Source organism: Nitrosospira multiformis (assembly GCF_900103165.1).
Classification (GTDB): Bacteria; Pseudomonadota; Gammaproteobacteria; order Burkholderiales; family Nitrosomonadaceae; genus Nitrosospira; species Nitrosospira multiformis_D.
In genome coordinates this window covers 887,208-908,279 of sequence record NZ_FNKY01000001.1, presented here as the reverse complement: position 1 = coordinate 908,279, position 21,072 = coordinate 887,208, and the positions used below count along the sequence as shown (strand labels likewise).

The following is a 21,072-nucleotide window of genomic DNA, read 5'->3' as shown; positions in this document are numbered from 1 at the left end:
TTAGAATGATTCGAAGAACGAAGATCGTCGCTACGCTCGGCCCCGCATCCAGGGATCCCAAAATTCTGGAGCGCATGATAAATGCCGGAGTGGACGTGGTACGCATCAATTTTTCTCATGGCACACGGGAGGAGCACATCGAGTGTGCCGAGCTGACCCGTTCGCTGGCACGTGCCGCAGGCCATGCCGTGGGGGTGCTGGCGGATTTACAAGGCCCGAAGATCCGGATTGGCAAATTTGAAAAAGGAAAAATCGCACTCAAGACCGGTGACAAATTTATACTCGACGCCGAATGTGCGTTGGGCGACCAGGAACGAGTAGGACTGGATTATAAAGAGCTGCCCAATGATGTCGAAACGGGTGCGACACTGATCCTGGATGATGGCCGTATCGTGCTCGGCGTCTCCGATGTCCAAGGGTCCCGGGTGTATTGCGTGGTTGAACAGGGCGGCGTGCTATCCAACAACAAAGGTATCAACCGCAAAGGCGGCGGACTCAGCGCTCCTGCATTGACCAGTAAGGACGTGGAAGACATCAGGACTGCCGCGGCGCTCAAGGCGGATTACCTCGCAGTATCCTTCCCGCGCTCCGGAGACGATATGCGCTGGGCGCGTGAAGTGATGCACGAAGCCGGTGGCAAGAGTTTGTTGATGGCGAAAATTGAGCGATCCGAGGCAATTCTGGCGCTGGATGATATTCTGCAGGCATCCGACGCCATTATGGTGGCGCGCGGTGATCTTGCGGTAGAAGTAGGCGACGCGGTAGTGCCGGCGCTGCAGAAACGTATGATCCGCACGGCGCGCGCCAACAATAAACTGGTGGTAACCGCCACGCAGATGATGGAGTCAATGGTCACCAGTCCGGTGCCCACCCGTGCCGAAGTATCCGATGTCGCGAATGCGGTGCTGGATGGCACCGATGCGGTCATGCTGTCCGCGGAATCCGCCGCGGGCCAATACCCTGTCGAAGCCGTTGCGGCCATGGCCAGGGTTTGCCTCGAGGCGGAAAAGGAATATCTGGCGAGCAGCGAACTCCGTCGGCTTCAGGGTGGCATTCCGGACACCATCGAGGAAGCGATCGCCCGCGCCACCATGTTTACCGCCGGCGGTCTGAAACTCCGTGCCATTGCCGCGCTTACGCAAAGCGGCAGAACGGTATTGCTGATGTCACGCAGAAGCTCCAATGTGCCCATATTTGCTTTAAGCCCGCAAGAGGATACCCGCCGCAAAATGACCTTGTTTCGCGGTGTTTACCCGATAAAATTCGGTGGGGGCTCGAATGATCCCGAGATCATCCTGAATCATGCGGAAAACGAGCTTCTCAAGCGAGGAGTGGTGCGCAACGGCGATCTGATTATCATGACTATCGGCGAACCGGTGGGCAAGGCGGGCGGTACCAATACCATGAAAATTGTCAAGGTGGGAGAATACAGAAAGGCTTCGGCGAAGCCTGAAATCTGAGTAACAGGAACACTGCTTGCCATGTCATTTCAAGGCAGCGCTATTTCTGACTTACACTAACGGCTCACCTTATACGATTCACTCTACACAGATTCTAACTTGGAGGAGGCTCAAATGGCACTCGTATCATTGCGTCAACTTTTGGATCATGCGGCGGAAAATGGCTATGGTCTGCCCGCTTTCAATGTAAATAATCTGGAGCAGATTCAGGCCATCATGCAAGCGGCCGATGAATGCAACAGTCCGGTCATCATGCAGGGTTCTGCGGGTGCGCGCAAATATGCGGGGGAAGCCTTTTTACGCCACCTGATTGCAGCGGCGGTGGAGTCTTATCCGCATATCCCCATCGTCATGCATCAAGATCACGGTGCATCCCCGGCGGTATGTATTAACGCCATCCGCAGCGGTTTTTCCAGTGTGATGATGGATGGCTCGCTGGAGGCGGACGCCAAGACGCCATCATCCTATGAATACAACGTCGAGGTCACTGCCAAGGTGGTGGAGATGGCGCATGCAGTCGGCGTTTCCGTCGAAGGCGAGCTGGGCTGCCTGGGTTCGCTCGAATCCGGCATGGGTGAAGCGGAAGACGGGCACGGAGCCGAAGGAAAGCTATCTCATGATCAACTGCTGACCGATCCGGAGCAGGCCGCCGACTTCGTCAAACAAACAGGCGTGGATGCGCTGGCTATCGCTATCGGAACCTCCCATGGCGCGTACAAATTCACGCGTAAACCAACTGGCGACATTCTCGCAATCGAGCGCGTCAAGGAAATTCATCAGCGTATTCCCAATACGCACCTGGTGATGCACGGCTCCAGTTCCGTGCCGCAGGAATGGCTTGACATCATCCGCGAATATGGTGGAGAAATGAAGGAAACGTATGGCGTGCCGGTGGAGGAAATCCAGGAAGGCATTAAGCATGGCGTGCGCAAGATCAATATCGATACCGACATCCGCCTCGCCATGACGGGTGCAATCCGCCGTCATCTTGCCAAAAACAAGAGCGAATTCGACCCGCGCAAATTTCTCAAGGATGCGACTGCAGCCGCGAAGGATATTTGCAAGGCACGCTTTGAGGCATTTGGCTGCGCCGGTCAGGCTGGCAAGATCAAACCCGTCATGCTGGACAACATGGCAAACAAATATGCCAAGGGTGAATTGAAAGCCGTTATCAAATAAATGAAGTGAATGACTGGCCCAAGTCGCACTTCTCCTTCGGGACATGAAAGGTGACAGGGGTCCGGATATACAAAAAGGCGCTCAGCATTGATCGCCTTTTTGTTTGCCGGCAATACAAGTCTGCCGGTGGGCAAGCTGCGTGCATTTTATTGGCGGGCTGCACGGGGCAGCCCAAAAGGACCATCAAGTAAAACTTTTACCAGAATGGGTCATTTCTATTGAAATGCCTCCAGGCATTATTCAGTTCCAGCTTCTTGATCAGTGCCAGGCTCACACCCCAACCCCGGATGATACCGGCGGCTTCATGCTGATCACTTTCATCTTTAGCGATAGGTACTTCGCTCAGCAGACGTTCAGCAATGGCAGTGTCGTTCATCGTACCCAGAATATCTTGAAGAGTAGATAAAGACTGAATGTAACGTTTCGTCGCCTTATGCGGATAAAACCCGGTAAAAAACTCAACGGCGTAGCGTTGTTTCTTGGCGACGATGCGCAGAGCGTGTAATTCCGGCACGCTGAGATTCGCCAGTTTTCCGTCATATTTTTTGAGTTGACGATGGCGGCGCGCCAGCAGCGTTCCGGCAAATTCTTTCACTGTCATGCCAGATCCGGCTCCGGGGGAATCGTCCGACACTGGCAAATCTGGCTGGGCAAGCCAGGGTTCTGCGCATAGCCACGCGCCCAGCCTCAGCATCAACTCCGTATAGTGCCCGGATTCCACAGCGTTGCGCGCTGCTTCATTGTGATTGCGGCGTAGCTGCTCACACTTTTCCCGTAGCGCCGACATCCCCTGATGATCGGGAAAGGCAAGGTGAACCGTAGCCAATGTTTCCGTGACGAATACGTCCCAATCCCGCGCCGGGCCAAATTGCCCGGCCAGCCACTTCAATTCCTGTGCTGTCGGAGTAAACGCCGCCTTGGAAAACGCCTTGGAAAAAATACTCAAGGCCGAACGTTGCCTGCGCAAAGCAACACGCATTTGATGCAGATATTCAATGTCGCATCCTTCCAGCATGCCGGCTTCGTTGCTGTGCAAATGACCGAGGCAATTCCATGTTATCGCCTTGAATGCTTCACTGACACCCATTTCCGCCACAAGCGGGACCGGCCGGGCTTTGAGCGGCGGGGATCTGGAGCCGGAAGCAAGCGCATAACCACGCTCTGCCTTACTCACATTTTCCAGCCTGACGGGAATATTGTGCAGCAGATCCTGCGCAAACTGAAATAATGGCAACGGACTGCCCGATTTCAATTCCAGTTCAATTTCGCAAATGGGCACACTGGCACCCCCGGCAATAATTTCTCCCCGATCAAGACAAAATTCTGCTTCGCTGCCACCGGGCAGGCGCAGTGTGCGCGTGCTACGGTTGAATACGGTAGTAAACAATGGTCGCAGTTGCTCACGCAGGCTGGCGGTGCTAAACAGTCTAACAAGCGAAGGATCGGAGATTTTGGTAAAATCGGGTTGTGCTTTCAGTACCGGCGCTTCCCATTCGTCACGCTGATGCAGTCCCGTCGCGACGCTACCTCCACCTTTGATGGACTGCATCCACCGTTTACCCTCACGGCGCAACCGGAATGCGACACCATTACGCCTGAGATCAAAATCAGGCGTGTCATAGTAAATGCTGTAAAGTTTTCGCGTGACGGAATTTGATAGACTTAACGATTTCAGCAATGAGTTATGCTGCAATCGGGCGATAGCGTCCGGTGGCAAGCGCAACTTGAGTTCGATCTCGGTAGGCATTGCTTCGTGGCTGCGGACCCGCTACTGTCCCTCAGGCTGCCTCGCTACCGCGAGCTCCGCAAGCAGCGCCTCCTGAGCACAGAGTTTCTTGCTGGCACGGGCAGACCTGAGACGATAATTACCGTTGCTATCCATTTCCCATGCCTGTGTATTGTCCCTGAGGTAAGTATTCAAACCTTCGACGAGCACACGTTTTTTCAATCTGGGGTCCAGCACAGGAAAACATATTTCAATACGGCGGAAGAAATTCCGATCCATCCAGTCAGCGCTGGAGAGATACATGGCGTGGGTGCCACCACTACGGAAATAGAAAATCCGGGTGTGTTCAAGGAAACGGCCAATTATCGAACGTACCCGGATATTTTCTGATAACCCCGCAATGCCGGGGCGCAAGGCGCACACGCCGCGAACGATGAGATCGATTTTCACCCCGGCACCTGAAGCAGCATAGAGCGCTTTAATAACTTCCGGCTCAAGTAATGCATTCATTTTGGCGATGATGCGCGTCGGTTTTCCCGCTTTGGCGTTCTGCGCTTCGTTACCGATAGCGATCAGCGTCTGACTGTGAAAGCTGAATGGAGATTGCCATAGATGTTTTAATTTTCCCGCCTTGCCGAGGCCGGTTAGTTGCATGAAGACTTCATTCACGTCGGCGCAAACTTCCTCGTTGCAGGTAAACAACCCGAAATCGGTATAGAACCGGGCGGTACTGGGATGATAATTACCGGTACCCACATGCACATAACGCCGCAGTTTGCCTTCTTCGCGCCGCACCACCATCGCCATCTTGGCGTGAGTCTTGTGGCCCACAACGCCATATACCACGTGCGCACCGACTTCCTCCAGACGGCTGGCCCAGTTTATGTTGGCTTCCTCATCGAAACGTGCCAATAATTCCACCACTACCGTGACTTCTTTACCACTGCTCGCCGCGGCTATGAGCGCGGTCATTACCAGCGAATCCGTTCCCGTACGATATACGGTTTGCTTGATTGCCACCACGTCGGGGTCCGTCGACGCCTGTTGAATGAAGTGAATCACTGGCTGGAACGATTGATAAGGGTGATGCAGGAGAACATCATTCTTGCGAATTATCTGAAAAATGTCGACGGCCTTTTTCTTTTGCAACGTAAGCGGAAGACCGGGAATGAATGGCGGATATTTCAGATCGGGACGGTCAATACGATCAGGAACCTGCATCAGCCGCACAAGATTCACCGGTCCTTCCACCTGATAGAAGTCATCACGGGTGAGACCCAGTTGCTCCAGCAAGAAATCCGCCATGTGTTGCGGGCAATTGTCCGCCACTTCCAGCCGTACCGCGTTGCCGAAATGGCGCTGAGGCAATTCTCCCTGCAGCGCGACGCGCAGGTTTTTAACCTCCTCCTCGTCCACGAACAAGTCGCTATTCCGGGTTGCGCGGAATTGGTAGCAGCCCAGCACACTCATGCCGGAGAATAATTCACCCACGTGGGCATGCAGAATCGATGATAGAAATACGAAGTTATATTCGCTGGTACTGATTTCACCCGGCAGAAGAATTACGCGCGGCAATACCCGCGGCGCTTGCACGATAGCCGTTCCCGAACTGCGCCCAAAAGCGTCCTTTCCTTCCAGTTCGATTGCAAAATTCAAACTCTTGTTGAGTACACGCGGAAAAGGATGCGAGATATCAAGGCCGATGGGAGTAAGTACCGGCATCAGTTCACGAAAGAAAAAAGCCTTAATCCACTCGCGCTGAGCGTCATTCCAGGCGGCGCGGCGCAGGAAGCGGATACCCTCATTTGCAAGTCCGGGCAAGACATCTTGATTCAACAACCGGTATTGACGCGCCACCAGCGAATGAGCTTGCTCAGCGACCAGCTTGAATACCTGCTGCGGCAACATGCCGTCTGGTCCGAAACCATGCGTATCCAGAGTGATCTGCTCCTTTAATCCGGCGACGCGAACCTCGAAAAACTCATCGAGATTACTGCTGACGATGCAAAGAAATTTCAGCCGCTCCAGAAGAGGATTGTTCTTATTGTCGGCCTGCGCAAGGACTCGCCGGTTAAATTCGATCTGACCGAGTTCGCGATTGATAAATTGACTGCCGATTGAGGAATTTGGCATGAAAAGGAGTTCGTTCTAAACGAATTCAGTTATGGATAGACAGTAATGGCAGGCATACTGCCTTCACGCGCGAAAGATGCGGCCATTCTCCCTGCCATTTTTCATTTCGTGGGCGGCACATAGCCTGCAGGCTGTTCCGCCCCGGCTCCAAAAAAATATGCCTCCATCTGTTCGCTCAGATATTTGCGGGCTTTGATCTCCGCGAGATTCAAGCGATTTTCATTGACCAGCATGGTCTGGTGTTTGATCCACCCGGACCATGCCTCTTTCGATACATTATCGACAATACGCTTCCCCAGCTCGCCCGGATAAGGCTGGAAATCCAGCCCTTCCGCTTCCCGCCCGAGTTTAACGCATTTAACAAGCCTTGCCATTGATTGCCTCCAAAAAAGAAATTGCGGATGCATTATGGCTATTTCGTCCGGTCACGTAAACCACAGCATGCATAGCCAGCCGTCCATCAACGAAGCCGGGGTGCGTCCAAACGAAGAATTGCCCTGAGCAGCCAATCAACCGGTGTGATTATATTTCCTTTACAAATACCTTGGAACGGCGCTGATAATTGTAGAGTCCCTGCTTCGCTTTTGGTAATTCATCTACATCGGTTTCGATAAAACCTCGCTCGACAAACCAGTGGGCAGTCCGGGTGGTGAGGACAAATAATTTTTTACCGCCTTGAGACCGGGCCTTGGTCTCAATATTCCTGAGCAACGCATCACCACATCCGGCGCTACGATAATCGGAGTGCACGGTGAGGCAGGCAAGCTCGCCCGCATTGTCGTCGGGAAAAGGGTAAAGAGCCGCGCACCCTACTATCATGCCGTCATGCTCGACCACGACAAAGCGATCTATTTCCATTTCCAGCAATTCGCGGTTCCGCCGTACCAGTGTTCCATCGATTTCAAGCGGCTCGATTAATTGCAGGATGCTGCCCACGTCCTCTATTCCCGCTTTCCGCAGGTTTTGCAACGGACCCTCCGATATCATGCTTCCGATACCGCTGTGAGTGAACAATTCCTGTAGCATCGCGCCATCCACATGACGGCTGATAAGATGAACACGCGATACGCCACCTTCACAGGCCCTTACGGCGAAGGGCAGATACAACTGGGCATCATCGGAAAGTTTGGTGGTCTTGTTTGCAAGTTTCACGAGCAGCGCCTTGCCCTCGGCCACGGTCAGTTCGCGCAACAGCGATGGCTCAGAGCTATCGGGGCATTCCTTTTCTATGCCCGCGGTATCCATCAAAAAAACAAGCTTCTCGGCTTTGAGCGCAATCGCCGCTTCAGCCGCAACATTTTCAAGGGTCAGATTAAAGATCTCGCCGGTGGGTGAGTATCCCAGCGGCGAAAGCAGCGCAACCTCACCCTGTTCCAGACGGGAGCGGATTGCCGCGATATCCATCTTGCGCACCTCGCCGGTATGCATCAGATCAATACCCTCTATCACGCCCACCGGACGAGCGGTGACGAAGTTTCCGCTGGCGACGCGGATGTCAGCGTTGGCCATGGGCGAGTTTGGCAATCCCATCGACAGCAGGGCCTCGATTTCGACGCGGACCCGCCCTATGGATTCCTTCACGCATTGCAACGTGGCGGCATCGGTAACGCGCATTCCCCTGACATATATGGTCTGCAACCGGCGCTCGTTCAACCGCGCTTCGATCTGCGGGCGTGCACCATGCACCAGTACCAGCCGCACACCGAGGCTCGCCAGCAAATTGAGATCATGGACAAGCTCGACAAACTTTCCATCGGCCACCACTTCGCCGCCGAAAGCAACGACAAACGTCTTGCCACGGAACGCGTTGATATAAGGTGCCACTGAACGGAACCAGGTTACAAAATCGGTGTGCGGCTTCATGCTTACGTTTTAATATAGTGAGCCCGGATAATCTATTAGGCGGCTCTCCGAGCCTACCCAAGTGCTGACGGTCATCTTGCGTCCTAGTGGATTATCCGGGTTGAAAAAATTTTGTCGATTTATGCCAGTATTATGGCAAATGGAATGGAATGTCCATGCAATTCTAGTTTATAGCTGCCAATCCCCGCTAGGGAGACTATACAGAGGCTTTACGTCATGTCCGCCCCGGACATGGTGAGTCAATAATCTCCCCATAGCGCTTGCATCGCCGCGATTGCCGCCAATGCGGCGCTCTCAGTGCGGAGTATGCGCCCCCCCAGACGCAGCGGAATAAATCCAGCCACCAGAGCGGCGGCCTCTTCCTCCGGCGCAAAACCACCTTCCGGCCCCACCAATAGAGTGATGGCAGCGGTAGCGGAGGGTTCGCGAAAATCATGCAATCCCTTCTGTGCGGAGGGTGAGAGCATAAAGCATGGATTGGGAGGGGCGCCTCCATCGCTTGAATTCTTCCACTCATCGATCTGCGAGCCAAGCCAGTGAGGCAGCGATATCAACGGCAGCACTTGGGGAACGCGATTTCTGCCGCACTGCTCGCAGGCGGAAATAACAACTTGTTGCCAGTGCTTCATACGTCGTTCCACTCGCTCGCCTGAGAGCTTCACCGTGCTCAACTTTGCGATGAGGGGCTGAATGCGGGAAACGCCCAGTTCCACCGCTTTTTGTAAAATCCAGTCCATTTTTTCGCTGGCGCATACCGCCTGCGCGAGTGTGATGGCAAGTGGCGACTCTCTTTCAATATCCAGATACTTTGCAATTACCGCTGCCGCGCCATGTTTTCCGATACGCCCGATAGTCGCCTGGAATTCGCCCGTATTGCCATCGAATAAAATCAATTCGTCGCCTTGTTCCAGTCTCAATACGCGTAAAGCATGGTGCGCGACGCTGGCAGGCAACTCGATGATCTGGCCGGCAGTCATTGGCTCAGGACAGTAAAAACGGGGAAGTGCCATCGTTTCCGGGGCGCAGCAATTAATGATCGTCTCTCATGATAATATAACGGTATCCTAGCAAGCCTGAATTTTGTCCAAATGATGCCATTCAAGCACTGAGCGGTCGACTGCCGGATTCAGGATTATATATGGTGGGCTTATTATTCATGCTGATTCCTGCCTGGGATTTTTGGCTTGCGATGGACGTGTAAAAGCATTTTGTTATTTATTCAGGAGGGAAAACATGGCCAGTCTGGAAACGCCTGTTTGTAATTTCGGCTGGAAGGCGGTGGATTTTGATTTACCGGGAGTGGATGGAAAGCGCTACAACTTAACATCCATAATAGGCGAAAAAGGGTTGCTGGTGATGTTTATCTGCAACCACTGCCCTTATGTAAAAGCGATACGGGATCGCATTATCCGCGACGTGAAAGAATTACGGAAATACGGTATAGGAGCCATCGCCATCATGTCCAACGATCCGGCGGATTATCCCGAGGACTCATTCGATAACATGGCACAGGTAGCAAGGGAATACAATTTTCCTTTCCCCTACGTGTGGGACGAAACCCAGCAGGTCGCGAAGACGTATGGTGCGGTGTGTACGCCAGATTTCTTTGGTTTTAACGACAAGCTTGAATTGCAGTACCGCGGCCGGTTGGATGCCTCGCGCAAAGAGGCCGCCCCCACTGACGCGCGCCGCGACCTGTTCGAGGGTATGCTTCAGGTTGCGGAAACCGGTCATGGGCCTGATGAGCAGATCCCCAGCATCGGCTGTTCGATCAAATGGCGGACGGAATAACAGGTGCTCGATGCAGTCATTGCCGCAGTCAGGGCGGTTGCGCAACAGGAGATCATACCACGCTATCTAAGAGTTACGCGTCAGCGCAAGACTGATGGCAGCCTGATTACCGAAGCAGATCTTGCCACGCAGGAAGCGCTGTCGCGCGAGTTGCGAAAAATTTGCCCTGGCGCCGTGGTGGGGGAAGAAATGACGGAACAGGACCAGATTGACCAATGGCTTGCTGGAGATGCGGGGCTGTGGTGCATGGACCCGATAGATGGAACCTCCAATTTCGTCAATGGCCTGCCCTATTTTGCGGTGTCGGTGGCACTGATGCGGCAGGGAAGAAGCATTCTTGGTGTCGTCTATAACCCGGTTGCGGACGAAATGTTCTACGCGGAGCAAGGCAGCGGAGCCTATCTCAATGGCGAGAAACTACCCATCAAGGAACATGTCCCGCTACTCAGAAGTGCGATGGCGAACGTCGATTTAAAACGGCTTAGCGCCAAACTTGCGGCAGGAGTCTGCACTGAGCGGCCTTTCTCTTCTCAGCGTAATTATGGGTCGTGCGCGCTGGAATGGTGTTACACCGCCGCCGGACGATTTGATCTCTCCCTGCACGGCGGACAGAAACTGTGGGATTACGCCGCCGGTTGCCTTATCCTGGAAGAGGCGGGAGGACACATGTGCGGTTTCGAGCAAGATGATTTCTGGGCGGAACCGCTCTGGCAACGCCCGGTCATCGCTGCACTTGATCAAGGCCTTTTCCTACAATGGCGAGATTGGGTGCGAGCGCATCGGTAAATCAACTCCTTTTCTTCAAACGCAAGTCTAGGGCCTTCCCAACCGGGCATCTATGAAATCAAGCAGAAGTCGATTATTTTCTGCCGCATTTCAATCAGCTTCCCCTCCCTGAACATTCGTTCCCTATTAGTAGCTGCTTTTTATAAGCAACCGGATAAAAACTGTCTCCTTTCGACGACAAAAAAATATATTAATAAACAGCAAGTTAATAAAAAATATAAATGAGTTTATAGGATATGGCGACAAAATTCATATAGCATAACCTATAACTCGATGATTATTAACCACTAAATTTAATGGCATGGATTGTGCTTATTTGTAGTGCAATTGATTCGGTTAGCCCAACACAAGAATTTTCTACGCTGTGTGGCGTACCCAAACAAGCGCCCCTTCCATGATGAGTACAACCTGGTTATTTTTTGTGCGATCTATTTATCAGGGAAATGGCGGCCATACTGAAATTTGTGTGCATACCTAATCTAATACGTCTGAGGTATTGCATCCCGGATGTGAATGACTCCGACTAAATCTCTGGACTCTCTGCCATGCAATTAAATACGAAGGAATATCCCTACCCCAACCGCTCACACTTCCCAGCGAGGGTTAACGAGAACTATCCCGCGCCGCACCCTTTGTCGATTGACTGGCTTCTTGATGAAACCCCCGATGAAGAATTCGTGCTGAAGCGCAGCGGTTACAATATTCGTCTGGTGGATACGCCCAGACAACGCATCAGGGCCGGCATGCTCATTGAGCGCATGTACTCATGGCGAGGTTACCACACAGACACCGCTGCGGCGGCGATGCCGGGTAATATCAACCGACTTACGCTCGAGGCATCCAGCGAACATCAGATCTTTGGGACGTTAACACTGGGCATGGACTCCGAAGAGGGTCTGCTCGCTGATGAACTTTATGCACGGGAAATCAATAGTTTTCGTGGGAAAGGTAAAAAGGTCTGCGAACTCTCGAAGCTCGCTATAGATTCCGAGTACAGTTCAAAAGAAATGCTGGCGTCACTTTTCCACCTCGCTTATATCTTCGGTCGCAATATCCACAAAGCGACGGATTTATTTATCGAGGTTAATCCGCGTCATGCCGGATTCTACAAGCGCATGCTGGGACTCCACCAGATCGGAGAGGAACGAACCTGCCGGCGCGTCCAGGCACCAGCGGTACTCATGCACTTGGAACTGGGATACGTGGATACCCAGATTGCTTCCCTGGCAGGCTCATACAAATCCGGCGAAAGATCTCTCTATCCTTATTTCTTTTCCCGGCATGAGGAAGCAGGGTTAGCCAGAAGGCTTCAGTGGCATAATAACTGACCCGCTACTGTGCGGGGTCTTAGAGCTAGAATATAACCGGAAATCGAAATTCGCCCGATTGTGACCTGGTAGATAGTTTTGATTGCTGCCTTCATTCGACGTCTATACAATAACCCTCCAGAGCAGAAAAATCATACTGGAGCGTGGAATGAGAAAGATACTCGGCGTATGTTTACTGCTGATAACCGTATTCGTTCTACCTGTCGCATCGGCTGAGCCACCCAAATACGACTCGCTTTACGTGTTTGGCGATAGCTTGTCTGACACCGGTAATGACCTTATTCTCACCAGAATTCAGAGAATTAAGCCCCCTATACCCCCTTCGGAGAGTCCTCACCGAACCTACTATAATGGCCGTTTCTCCAATGGTCCGGTTGCGGTCGAGTACTTATGGCGCCTGTTGCGGGGTAACAATAGTGTGTCGCTTAACCCTTTTCTTGCCAATATTAATCTTCCCGCACAAGGAGGCATCAACTTTGCATTTGGCGGATCAAAGTCAGACTATTTGAACCAGATGCCCGGCGGGATTTATGTGCCGGGAGCGCTCGGTCAAATAGAATTATTTCGCAAAGCATTAAAAGGCAAGCGGGCCAAAGCCACCGCGCTATACACGGTTTGGACGGGAGCGAACGACTATCTTCTGCTCCTGGAAGAGGGAGCGAGCCCGCCGCCGCCCGGAGAGGTCGTGGCAAATATCACCCAGGCTATAAAAACACTCCATTCCCTTGGTGCACGTCATTTCGTCGTACCGAACCTCCCTGATCTGGGCTTAACTCCTTTTATGCAGGAAAAAGGGCTGGGAGCAGAATTCCTGCTGCTTACCCAAAGCCATAACGCCTTATTGGTTCAAGCGCTAAATGGACTTGCTCCCCGGCTACCGGGCATCAAGATTTTCTTCGTCGACCTGTTTCAGGTATCACAAGACCTGCTGAATGAAAGCGAAAATCCCATCGTCACCACTCCGCCCGCCGTTGAAACGCTTCCTGGCGGAACCGGTGCCGCCAGTTGCTTTTTCATTAACCCCGCAACCTGTCCGGATGTTGACGTGACTGCCGACTTGGCACAACCTTTCGCTTTCTGGGATTTGATGCATCCCACGACTTTTATCCATAATCACTATGGGCGAGCCATGTTTAAAAGTTTGCAACCCAAACCATAATCTGCTTACAGCAATAGCAGTATGTAGTGATTACTTCTCACCAGACCTCATGTGTCGATCAGGATTATGATTGAAAATCAAGGTACTGGAAAAACGGGGATTTCAGGAAAACGTTGTTTTAGGAACGCTCTTCATGTAAGAAATCCCGTAATGGGCAATTTGATAAATCAAGCTACCCATTCGCTGAAATTCTTAACAAACCCCTGAATACTGCTGCAGCGGCTTCCCGATTCTTCTTGTCGCATATTTTTACACCAGGATATGAGAGATCTGCGGGGTATTTCATTTAAAAATCAATGTTACCATTGTAATATCATATACTTATAAAATCCTTTCATTATTAACATAAGGCATTCTTATAAGATAGCCACTGCGAAAAGTTCAGAATTTTGTCGAGTATTTTTACACTTCGATAAAAAAATCACCCCAGGATTGTTTATGGCAATTTTTTATTCATATATAAATCATTAACTTATTGAAAGATAGCTATCTCAGGCACAAGGTTTGCTTATATGAAGATGGGTACAAAGGTTCGGGGAATTTGAATTCCCACAGCAGGGTTGAAACCAATAATTATTTTTAATCTTTTGAGGGTCACATCATGAATAAAACTATAACTTCGGTTCTCGCCGCAATCGGCCTTGCAGCATCGGCTCCGGCATCGGCGATCATCGTCGGTGGCATTGATTTCGGGGTGTTGGGGGGAGATCCCACCCGTACACATCTGGAGACCGCCACGCTTGCCCAAACCTTCGTAAATGGTAATGGGCAAAGTAATACTGTCTATGGGTACATTACGACCGTCAATGGCGATAATACCTATTGCGCTGACGGAAGCGGTAATTGCGGGCTGTTCTATACCGCGACCTTTAGCGGTTCGCAAAACTTCAGCTCGTCCTACGTCGAATTCACCAGTGCAACCGTTTCGGTTTTTTATAGCAATGTCTCCCCTCTCAATTTGCTGACTCAGGACTCGCCGACCAATGTTGCATTTATTAACGGACTTAATGGCGGAAATCCCTGGGTGACGCTGACGGGTCACGGCAATCTCGGCGGTATCGCCGATCCTTTGGCGGTAGTGAATGGCGGCGGTATCTTGACCGGTGGAACTTTGAGTGGTACGGGTTTTGGCCTGTTTGATGTGACAGGTCCAGGCGATGCTTCGGTGATTTCATTCCTCAACGCAAACGGCGTGCTGGACGCCGTGGGTGGTGCAACGGACATTGCGCTGACCAGCTCATTTAACAACGCAGTGCTGAATGCTTTCGACGTAGCGAATGGTTTTGCCACCGGTTGCCAGAATGGGACAGCTGCGGTGGGCGCCTGGTGCTTTCAAGGGACGGCAAATTTGCGTGGCGACACTCAAATCCCCGAACCCGGCATACTCGGGTTGGTCGGCATCGGTCTTCTTGGATTGGGCGCAGCAGCCCGCCGCCGCAAAGCCTGATCAGCCGCAATACCGCGGTAACAAGCTTTACACAAACAGACGCGCCCACTTAGAGTGGGCGCGTCTGTTTGTATGATGGCTACAACTTTAATTAAGGAAGCGCTGAACAAAGAGTGGCTTCCAGATTCTTGGGTACTACTGCCGGTTTTTTGAATACAGATCGACCGGCAGCCCATTCTTCGGTGCGTTCGTCGCCGAGTTTTTTTTTCTGCTTCATTGTCCGCTTTGGGGTGCTGCGGACGTACTTTCACCCTTTAGGCGACCATCAACCGCTGCCACACACAGCAAGTACAGCTTCACCAGGCCACGGTAGATGCATGCAATAGAGGCGCAACATGCTCTTCAGCGGCATGGGCTGACGGCCATGGGGTTCAATGCAAGTCAACACTCTGGAAGAGTCGAGATTCAGTACTTCTGTCGAGAATTTTAATAGTTTAATAAAAAGGATCTCACTGAATTGTTTAAAAGATACCATCTTTCATATTAATATTAGCTAGTTAAGAAATGTTATACATTTTAGGTACGAGGTTTGCTTATATAAAAGTGAGCATCAAGGCTCGGGAAATTCAAACTCCCAAGCGGAGCTGGGAACCAAGCAATTACTTTTAATCTTTTGAGGGTCACATCATGAATAAAACTATAACTTCGGTTCTTGCCGCAATCGGCATTGCAGCATCTGCTCCGGCATCTGCGGTTATCGTCGGCGGTATTGATTTCGGGGTATTGGGGGCAGATCCGACCCGGACTCACATCGAGACAGCCACCCTTGCCCAAACCTTCATAAATGGTAACGGGCAAAATGCATCTATCTACGGGTTCATCACCACCGTCAATGGCGATAACACCTATTGCGCCGACGGAAGCGGAAATTGCGGACTGTTTTATACCGCGACCTTTAATAACTCGCAGAACTTCAGTTCCTCTTACGTTGAATTCACCAGTGCAACCATTTCGGTTTTTTTTAGCAATGCCGCACCTATCAATTTACTGAATCAGGACTCGCCAACCAATATCGCGACAATTCAGGCGCTTAATGGCGGAAATCCCTGGGTAACGCTGACGGGCCACGGCAATCTCGGCGGTATCGCCGATCCCTTGGCGGTTGTTAATGGTGGTGGTATCTTGACCGGTGCAACCGTAGGCGGTACGGGTTTCGGCTTATTTGATGTATCGGGTCCCGGCGACGCATCGGTGATCTCTTTCCTCAATGCAAACGGTGTGCTGGATGCCGCGGGTGGTACAACAGACATTGTGCTGACCAGTTCATTTAGTAACACCGTGCTGAATTCTTTCGACGTGGCGAACGGTTTTGCCAATGGTTGCCAGGATGGGACAGCCGCGCCAGGAGCCTGGTGCTTTCAAGGCACATCAAATATACGCGGAGACACTCAGATTCCGGAACCCGGCATACTCGGGCTGGTCGGTATTGGTCTTCTCGGATTGGGCGCAGCAGTTCGCCGCCGGAAAGCCTGATTAGTCGCTATGTCGAAGTAACGAACTTTTATAACCAAAGATAAACGCGCCCACTATGGTGGGCGCGTTTTTTTATGCGCCACCACCACAGTTTCAGCAGATTCAACCCTGCGAGAATCTCCTTGGCACTAATAATCCGAATGTTCATAAATTCAGAGATCCTCTCTGGTCTTTGTTTCGTATGGAAATTTTGTTCAGTCGGGCGCGCATGAATAGCTACGCCACTTTTTTACAAAATCCCCTATAACACGAAATCCTGCGCAATAATCAAGCGAATTTATGAAAACATCCGTTAATCCGCTAGGATCCAGCTCCTGTTTTTGAGTGTGTGGTGACAGCCTACCGTAAGGCGTCTCAGGCTTTATAAGAGGCTGTATTGAATCTACAATGGCTCGATACGGAATACAGCGATCTTACCCCCGCACGCAAATAATGCTTTGTAGCATTGCCTGGTGAGCTTCGTAACGGCTGCGCTAGGTGGATCTCCAGCCCCCCATTCCAGCGCAGCGTGCACAACTTCGTAGAATCGAGCTTTCGGCAATTTTGGAGGCGCTGTTGCACCGATGCCGAAATACGCCCGCTCGCCAAATAGGATTTGGCGTCTTGAATGCCGGATTATCGAAGCAACTTTCAATGGATGCCGACATCAACTTCGGCAACCGATTGAACAGTTCGTCTCGCCCAACACTTGGAGCCCCCGGCCACCAGAGTCCAAAGATGGTGCTTCTGGCGCGCCGTCGCATGACGGTTAGGAACTGCCCGCAAACTCCACGGCTGCTACGACCAATCCTGCTATCCGCCAACCGTGGGCTTTGCCCCCGCTCAAATGAAGCACGATGCCATGCCGGCGAACTTGGTGCTGTCGACCGGAGTGGGAAAATCCACCCCGATTTGTTCGGTACGCGCGCGATCCGCGCCAACCACCGAGGACCAGGTGCAAACACCAACGGTCATCTGCGCGGCTATTTCACCTGTACCAAAGTACTATCAAAATTCAGTACTTCTGTCACAGGTTTTGACACTCTGACAGATGAGATCTCACCGAACTACTCCATATATATGACTTATTTGTTATATATCAATAAGATAATAAATAATTTTATATCGGGCACGGAGATTGCTTATAAGTTAGTAGCAGCTCAAAAGGTTCAGTGAAATTCAAATTCCCCAGTGGGGTTGGAACCAAAATAATGTTACTTCTATAACCTTTTAAGGATCACATGATGAACAAAACTATAACAACGCTTCTTGCCGCAATAGGCATCGCGGCATCGGCTCCAGCATCGGCGATTATTGTCGGCGGTGTTGATTTCGGAGCATTGGGGGCAAATCCTATCAACATACACCTGGAAACCGCCACTCTGGCCCAAACCTTTATCAATGGAAACGGGCAGAACGCTACCGCTTACGGTTACATCACTACTCTTAATGGAGATAGTAGCTATTGCGCCGATGGAAGCGGTAATTGCGGGTTGTTTTATGTTGCGAACTTCAACAATTCACAGAACTTCAGTTCCTCTTACGTAGAGTTCACCAGCGCAACGGTTTCGGTTTTTCTAAGCGATACCTCACCTTTCAACTTGCTGAATCATGACTCGCCGACCAATCTCGCGACAATCCTGGCACTTAACGGTGGGAATCCCTGGGTAACGCTGACAGGTCACGGCAATCTCGGTGGTATCGCCGATCCTCTGGCGGTAGTGAATGGTGGCGGCGTCTTGACTGGCGCAACCGCAAGCGGTACGGGTTTTGGCTTATTTGATGTATCAGGCCCCGGAGATGCTTCGGTAATCTCATATCTCAACGCGAATGGTGTGTTAGATGCTGCGGGTAATCCCACAGACATCGTGCTGACCAGTTCATTTAACAATAGGGTCCTGAATCCTTTCGATCAGTTGCATGGTTTTGCCAACGGTTGCCAGAATGGAACGGCTGTGGCAGGAGCGTGGTGCTTTCAAGGAACGGCAAATCTGCGTGGCGACACCCAGATCCCCGAACCCGGCATACTCGCACTAGTCGGCATCGGTCTTCTCGGATTGGGTTCAGCAGCTCGTCGCCGCAAGGCCTGATCAGCGGCAATACCGCAGTAATAGCTTGGCCACTAAAAAAACGCGCTCACTATGTGGGTGCGTTTTTTTTGCCACGACAATAAGACTTCTACAGACTCAACTCTGCGAATATCTCCCCGGCGCTATCAATCCGTGAGGGTCGAGCTCTCGTTTGAGGGCGGCGACAGTCTGCCAATAAGGCGTTTCAGGGTCTATAAAATGCTGCATCGAATCCACGGTGGCGCGATACGGAATACAGCCGATTGCGCGTCCCGCCTCGAATAGTGCGTTATAACATTGCCTGGCGCGCTCTATTGCTTCTTCACTGGCGCGATCGAAGAGCAATGGCACTGTGCTATTGAAGCAGCGATCGGATAGACTGGTCAGCGTGATGAGAGGTTCAAGACGATGCGCAATGCAGACCTCGTGCACCATCTTCGTATACTCCCGAACCCTGTCCGCACGCATGGGCACCAGGGGCGAATACCATATCAAGCCGCAACCATCCCGCGCCGGGTTCATCGGAGTGTTATCTTCCGGCCGCTTACCCGAAACCCAGTAAGCCAAAGGAAGGGCAATCTCGCTAGGCTTGCCCGATAGTGCCTGCAAGGTCTTGTCAAGCAGACCAAACATGTTTTGCAGCCCCAAGCCCGATTCACCAGGGATAAGACGACTTAGCCGTTTAAGATTGCCTACCGACTCCGGTGTGAAAAAAACCAATTTCTTGACGATACCGGAGAGCCTTTTTTTTATCACGGACTTGACGGCGCGAACCACGCTGGCATTACCATATATTGCGCCCGTCCCCATCCAGGGCATGACCTGATTTCGGCGAGCCATTTTTAAAAGATACTGTTCGTCAATGAGACCATTTTGATCAAGCTGATCGCGGGGGTAGGGCTCCATCATCGATAACACCCTGCGTGTATTCAGCAGGTTGATTAAACCAAGCGACCCGCCAACTTCGCTTAATAAAGCACGCACGGCTTCCACCGCGCGTTCGATGTCGGCATCGTGTGGCAATCCAAAGAAGAAAGCCTCCACCCGCTCGGGAACCGGTGCAAGCGCAATTGTCATCTGCGTGACGATACCAAATGCGCCCTGAGAGAAGATGCCATCGAGAAATGGTCCAATTCCCCATTTGAAGGCCCTGTCTACTTCAACGCAGCCCAGTTCGGCAAGCGGAGGCTTGTAAATTCTGCCATCGGAAAGTACCGCCTCAAGAGACGTCACCGATAGAAAGTGGTCAGCATGCGGGACCATGCCATAACCGCGTTCAAGCGCGTTTCCAACCAGACTGCAATCAGGACCGGCACCAGTGACTGGACAAAGAAATCTGAGTGAGTTTTCATCAAGATACTTCTGCAGAAGTCGCTGGGTGACACCCGGTTCAAGCGTGGCCAGTCCGGTTTCGACATCCAGCGTAATGCCAGTCATACCTGAAAGATCAACAATTACACACCCATCGATAGCCGGATTTGCGCTGCCATAACCCCAATTATTACCCGTACTGACAGGGTACAGCGGTACCCCTAGCTCTCGTGATGCTTTGATGATGACCTTAATCTGTCCTTGGGACACAGGACAAACGGCTCCCGGGATAGTCCGGTGTACACCGGTAGTGCAAACACTATATTTGACTTCGGCCGCTAACTGGCCGAACACCCGATCCGATCCGAGTTCGTCAGCCACCCTCTCAAGGAATAATTTGTATTGACTTTCGCGATCCATAAAAATTGTCTCCAGAGAAATCGATGCTGAAATAGCAATATTTTACGGGCCATCAGACAGGTGCAACGACACGCAGCGTCTACTTCTCATGTAGGCAGCAACTGGCGGAATCCTCGCAGTGGGCTGATGATGATGGATGAAAACGTGAAATCCAAAACGAATCCGGGCTCGGAAATTCTCTCGCGACTGCAGACGGTAGATACTGACACGGATACACGCATGATCGAACAATCCTTGTTTCTGGACTGAAGTTAAAACTGGGTGATCATGTTTGGCGAGTATACTTGGAGACTCTACCAGTAAGGCGTCGAGATAGCTATACACTCCCTTAGAGAAGTACTATGACAGAAGTACTATGGCAAAATTTCTGAAGACTCCACGGTGAGGCCCCAAATAAGCTGGAAGGATCATAGACGCACTCCATCTTTAAGTATTACAATATATAGTCAGCGGAAAGGATGGCATCGTTCGATGCCGTCTGTTCAATAAATTGCTCGCTACAGACGCCATCAAATTTCACACCCCTAGCACGTCCGCACATGGAGCAATTGAGAAAATAGAGCCGGAATTCCGGGTATTATCCCAATTAGAGCCGGAATATCCAGCGTATATATTAATACTAGCCAGAAAAATCTTTTAATGGTTTCCTGGTTTTTCTTTTGTTCTTAGACAAGCTCCATATTGATGATCATTTGCTTGATCCTGGGAGCAATAATTTTTAGCGATAAAAACCTGCGATCGGTGTTAGCCTTTAAGCTTGGCACGGATAAACAGTAAACCTGGACTGGACAAACGCTGATCGCATTACGACAGGCTCTTCTTTCTAAAAAGCGCCTTCGGTATCCAAGGAGCTCAAGTGGTATGGATATATCCCTTATTAACAGAGAGGCTCTACCTCCTATAATAAAATCAGGTGATCGAATACGAGAAGCCGAGATAAAAACCCAT

General features: G+C 51.4%; 16 protein-coding genes. 10 read left to right on the top strand and 6 right to left on the bottom strand.

The window, feature by feature from the left end:
- The first annotated feature begins 5 nt into the window (after nucleotides 1-5).
- Together pyk and fba are read left to right on the top strand one after the other, a co-directional pair.
- Entirely contained in the window at nucleotides 6-1,460 is a 1,455-nt protein-coding gene (pyk, locus tag BLR00_RS04120; protein ID WP_074630957.1) for a pyruvate kinase, read from the top strand.
- 114 nt (nucleotides 1,461-1,574) lie between these two features.
- A complete protein-coding gene (fba, locus tag BLR00_RS04115) occupies nucleotides 1,575-2,639 on the top strand; it encodes a class II fructose-bisphosphate aldolase (protein ID WP_074630955.1) in 1,065 nt (354 codons plus the stop codon).
- Between the two features lie 196 nt (nucleotides 2,640-2,835).
- On the opposite strand, the gene BLR00_RS04110 is transcribed toward fba, so the two are convergent.
- From BLR00_RS04110 to BLR00_RS04090, 5 genes are all read right to left on the bottom strand, one after another.
- A complete protein-coding gene (locus BLR00_RS04110; protein ID WP_074630953.1) occupies nucleotides 2,836-4,386 on the bottom strand; it encodes a CYTH and CHAD domain-containing protein in 1,551 nt (516 codons plus the stop codon).
- A 21-nt stretch (nucleotides 4,387-4,407) separates the two neighbouring features.
- Nucleotides 4,408-6,498 (bottom strand): polyphosphate kinase 1, encoded by a 2,091-nt coding sequence (gene ppk1, locus BLR00_RS04105; protein ID WP_074630951.1) that lies wholly within the window; start codon nucleotides 6,496-6,498, stop codon nucleotides 4,408-4,410.
- 101 nt (nucleotides 6,499-6,599) lie between these two features.
- Nucleotides 6,600-6,872 (bottom strand): oxidative damage protection protein, encoded by a 273-nt coding sequence (locus BLR00_RS04100; protein ID WP_074630950.1) that lies wholly within the window; start codon nucleotides 6,870-6,872, stop codon nucleotides 6,600-6,602.
- Between the two features lie 148 nt (nucleotides 6,873-7,020).
- Nucleotides 7,021-8,361, bottom strand: coding sequence for an amino-acid N-acetyltransferase (gene argA / locus BLR00_RS04095; protein WP_074630948.1), 1,341 nt, complete (start codon nucleotides 8,359-8,361; stop codon nucleotides 7,021-7,023).
- Nucleotides 8,362-8,600: 239 nt separating this feature from the next.
- Nucleotides 8,601-9,371 (bottom strand): 16S rRNA (uracil(1498)-N(3))-methyltransferase, encoded by a 771-nt coding sequence (locus BLR00_RS04090; RefSeq protein WP_074630947.1) that lies wholly within the window; start codon nucleotides 9,369-9,371, stop codon nucleotides 8,601-8,603.
- 223 nt (nucleotides 9,372-9,594) lie between these two features.
- On the opposite strand from BLR00_RS04090, the gene BLR00_RS04085 reads away from it, so the two are divergent.
- From BLR00_RS04085 to BLR00_RS04055, 8 genes are all read left to right on the top strand, one after another.
- Nucleotides 9,595-10,152, top strand: a complete 558-nt coding sequence (locus BLR00_RS04085) for a thioredoxin family protein (RefSeq protein ID WP_074630945.1) — start codon at nucleotides 9,595-9,597, stop codon at nucleotides 10,150-10,152.
- Between the two features lie 3 nt (nucleotides 10,153-10,155).
- On the top strand, nucleotides 10,156-10,938 hold the full coding sequence (locus BLR00_RS04080) for an inositol monophosphatase family protein (RefSeq protein WP_074630944.1): 783 nt from the start codon (nucleotides 10,156-10,158) through the stop codon (nucleotides 10,936-10,938).
- Between the two features lie 545 nt (nucleotides 10,939-11,483).
- On the top strand, nucleotides 11,484-12,266 hold the full coding sequence (locus BLR00_RS04075; protein WP_218124307.1) for an N-acyl amino acid synthase FeeM domain-containing protein: 783 nt from the start codon (nucleotides 11,484-11,486) through the stop codon (nucleotides 12,264-12,266).
- A 148-nt stretch (nucleotides 12,267-12,414) separates the two neighbouring features.
- Nucleotides 12,415-13,425, top strand: coding sequence for an SGNH/GDSL hydrolase family protein (locus BLR00_RS04070; protein ID WP_074630943.1), 1,011 nt, complete (start codon nucleotides 12,415-12,417; stop codon nucleotides 13,423-13,425).
- A 601-nt stretch (nucleotides 13,426-14,026) separates the two neighbouring features.
- Nucleotides 14,027-14,872, top strand: a complete 846-nt coding sequence (locus tag BLR00_RS04065) for a PEP-CTERM sorting domain-containing protein (protein WP_074630940.1) — start codon at nucleotides 14,027-14,029, stop codon at nucleotides 14,870-14,872.
- 627 nt (nucleotides 14,873-15,499) lie between these two features.
- A complete protein-coding gene (locus tag BLR00_RS04060) occupies nucleotides 15,500-16,345 on the top strand; it encodes a PEP-CTERM sorting domain-containing protein (RefSeq protein ID WP_074630938.1) in 846 nt (281 codons plus the stop codon).
- 603 nt (nucleotides 16,346-16,948) lie between these two features.
- On the top strand, nucleotides 16,949-17,500 hold the full coding sequence (locus BLR00_RS16185; RefSeq protein WP_143007623.1) for a hypothetical protein: 552 nt from the start codon (nucleotides 16,949-16,951) through the stop codon (nucleotides 17,498-17,500).
- 65 nt (nucleotides 17,501-17,565) lie between these two features.
- The gene (locus BLR00_RS04055; protein ID WP_081346637.1) at nucleotides 17,566-18,414 is read left to right on the top strand and encodes a PEP-CTERM sorting domain-containing protein; all 849 of its coding nucleotides are present in this window, start codon (nucleotides 17,566-17,568) and stop codon (nucleotides 18,412-18,414) included.
- Between the two features lie 96 nt (nucleotides 18,415-18,510).
- On the opposite strand, the gene BLR00_RS04050 is transcribed toward BLR00_RS04055, so the two are convergent.
- Nucleotides 18,511-20,124: an FAD-binding oxidoreductase gene (locus BLR00_RS04050; RefSeq protein WP_074630935.1), complete on the bottom strand. Its 1,614-nt coding sequence runs from the start codon at nucleotides 20,122-20,124 to the stop codon at nucleotides 18,511-18,513.
- Nucleotides 20,125-21,072: the final 948 nt, after the last annotated feature.

Excerpts from the sequence above, each read along its gene's own strand:
- pyk (WP_074630957.1), top strand. The coding sequence starts at position 6 with ATGATTCGAAGAACGAAGATCGTCGCTACGCTCGGCCCCGCATCCAGG.
- fba (WP_074630955.1), top strand. The coding sequence starts at position 1,575 with ATGGCACTCGTATCATTGCGTCAACTTTTGGATCATGCGGCGGAAAAT.
- BLR00_RS04110 (WP_074630953.1), bottom strand. The coding sequence starts at position 4,386 with ATGCCTACCGAGATCGAACTCAAGTTGCGCTTGCCACCGGACGCTATC.
- ppk1 (WP_074630951.1), bottom strand. The coding sequence starts at position 6,498 with ATGCCAAATTCCTCAATCGGCAGTCAATTTATCAATCGCGAACTCGGT.
- BLR00_RS04100 (WP_074630950.1), bottom strand. The coding sequence starts at position 6,872 with ATGGCAAGGCTTGTTAAATGCGTTAAACTCGGGCGGGAAGCGGAAGGG.
- argA (WP_074630948.1), bottom strand. The coding sequence starts at position 8,361 with ATGAAGCCGCACACCGATTTTGTAACCTGGTTCCGTTCAGTGGCACCT.
- BLR00_RS04090 (WP_074630947.1), bottom strand. The coding sequence starts at position 9,371 with ATGGCACTTCCCCGTTTTTACTGTCCTGAGCCAATGACTGCCGGCCAG.
- BLR00_RS04085 (WP_074630945.1), top strand. The coding sequence starts at position 9,595 with ATGGCCAGTCTGGAAACGCCTGTTTGTAATTTCGGCTGGAAGGCGGTG.
- BLR00_RS04075 (WP_218124307.1), top strand. The coding sequence starts at position 11,484 with ATGCAATTAAATACGAAGGAATATCCCTACCCCAACCGCTCACACTTC.
- BLR00_RS04070 (WP_074630943.1), top strand. The coding sequence starts at position 12,415 with ATGAGAAAGATACTCGGCGTATGTTTACTGCTGATAACCGTATTCGTT.
- BLR00_RS04065 (WP_074630940.1), top strand. The coding sequence starts at position 14,027 with ATGAATAAAACTATAACTTCGGTTCTCGCCGCAATCGGCCTTGCAGCA.
- BLR00_RS04060 (WP_074630938.1), top strand. The coding sequence starts at position 15,500 with ATGAATAAAACTATAACTTCGGTTCTTGCCGCAATCGGCATTGCAGCA.
- BLR00_RS04055 (WP_081346637.1), top strand. The coding sequence starts at position 17,566 with ATGATGAACAAAACTATAACAACGCTTCTTGCCGCAATAGGCATCGCG.
- BLR00_RS04050 (WP_074630935.1), bottom strand. The coding sequence starts at position 20,124 with ATGGATCGCGAAAGTCAATACAAATTATTCCTTGAGAGGGTGGCTGAC.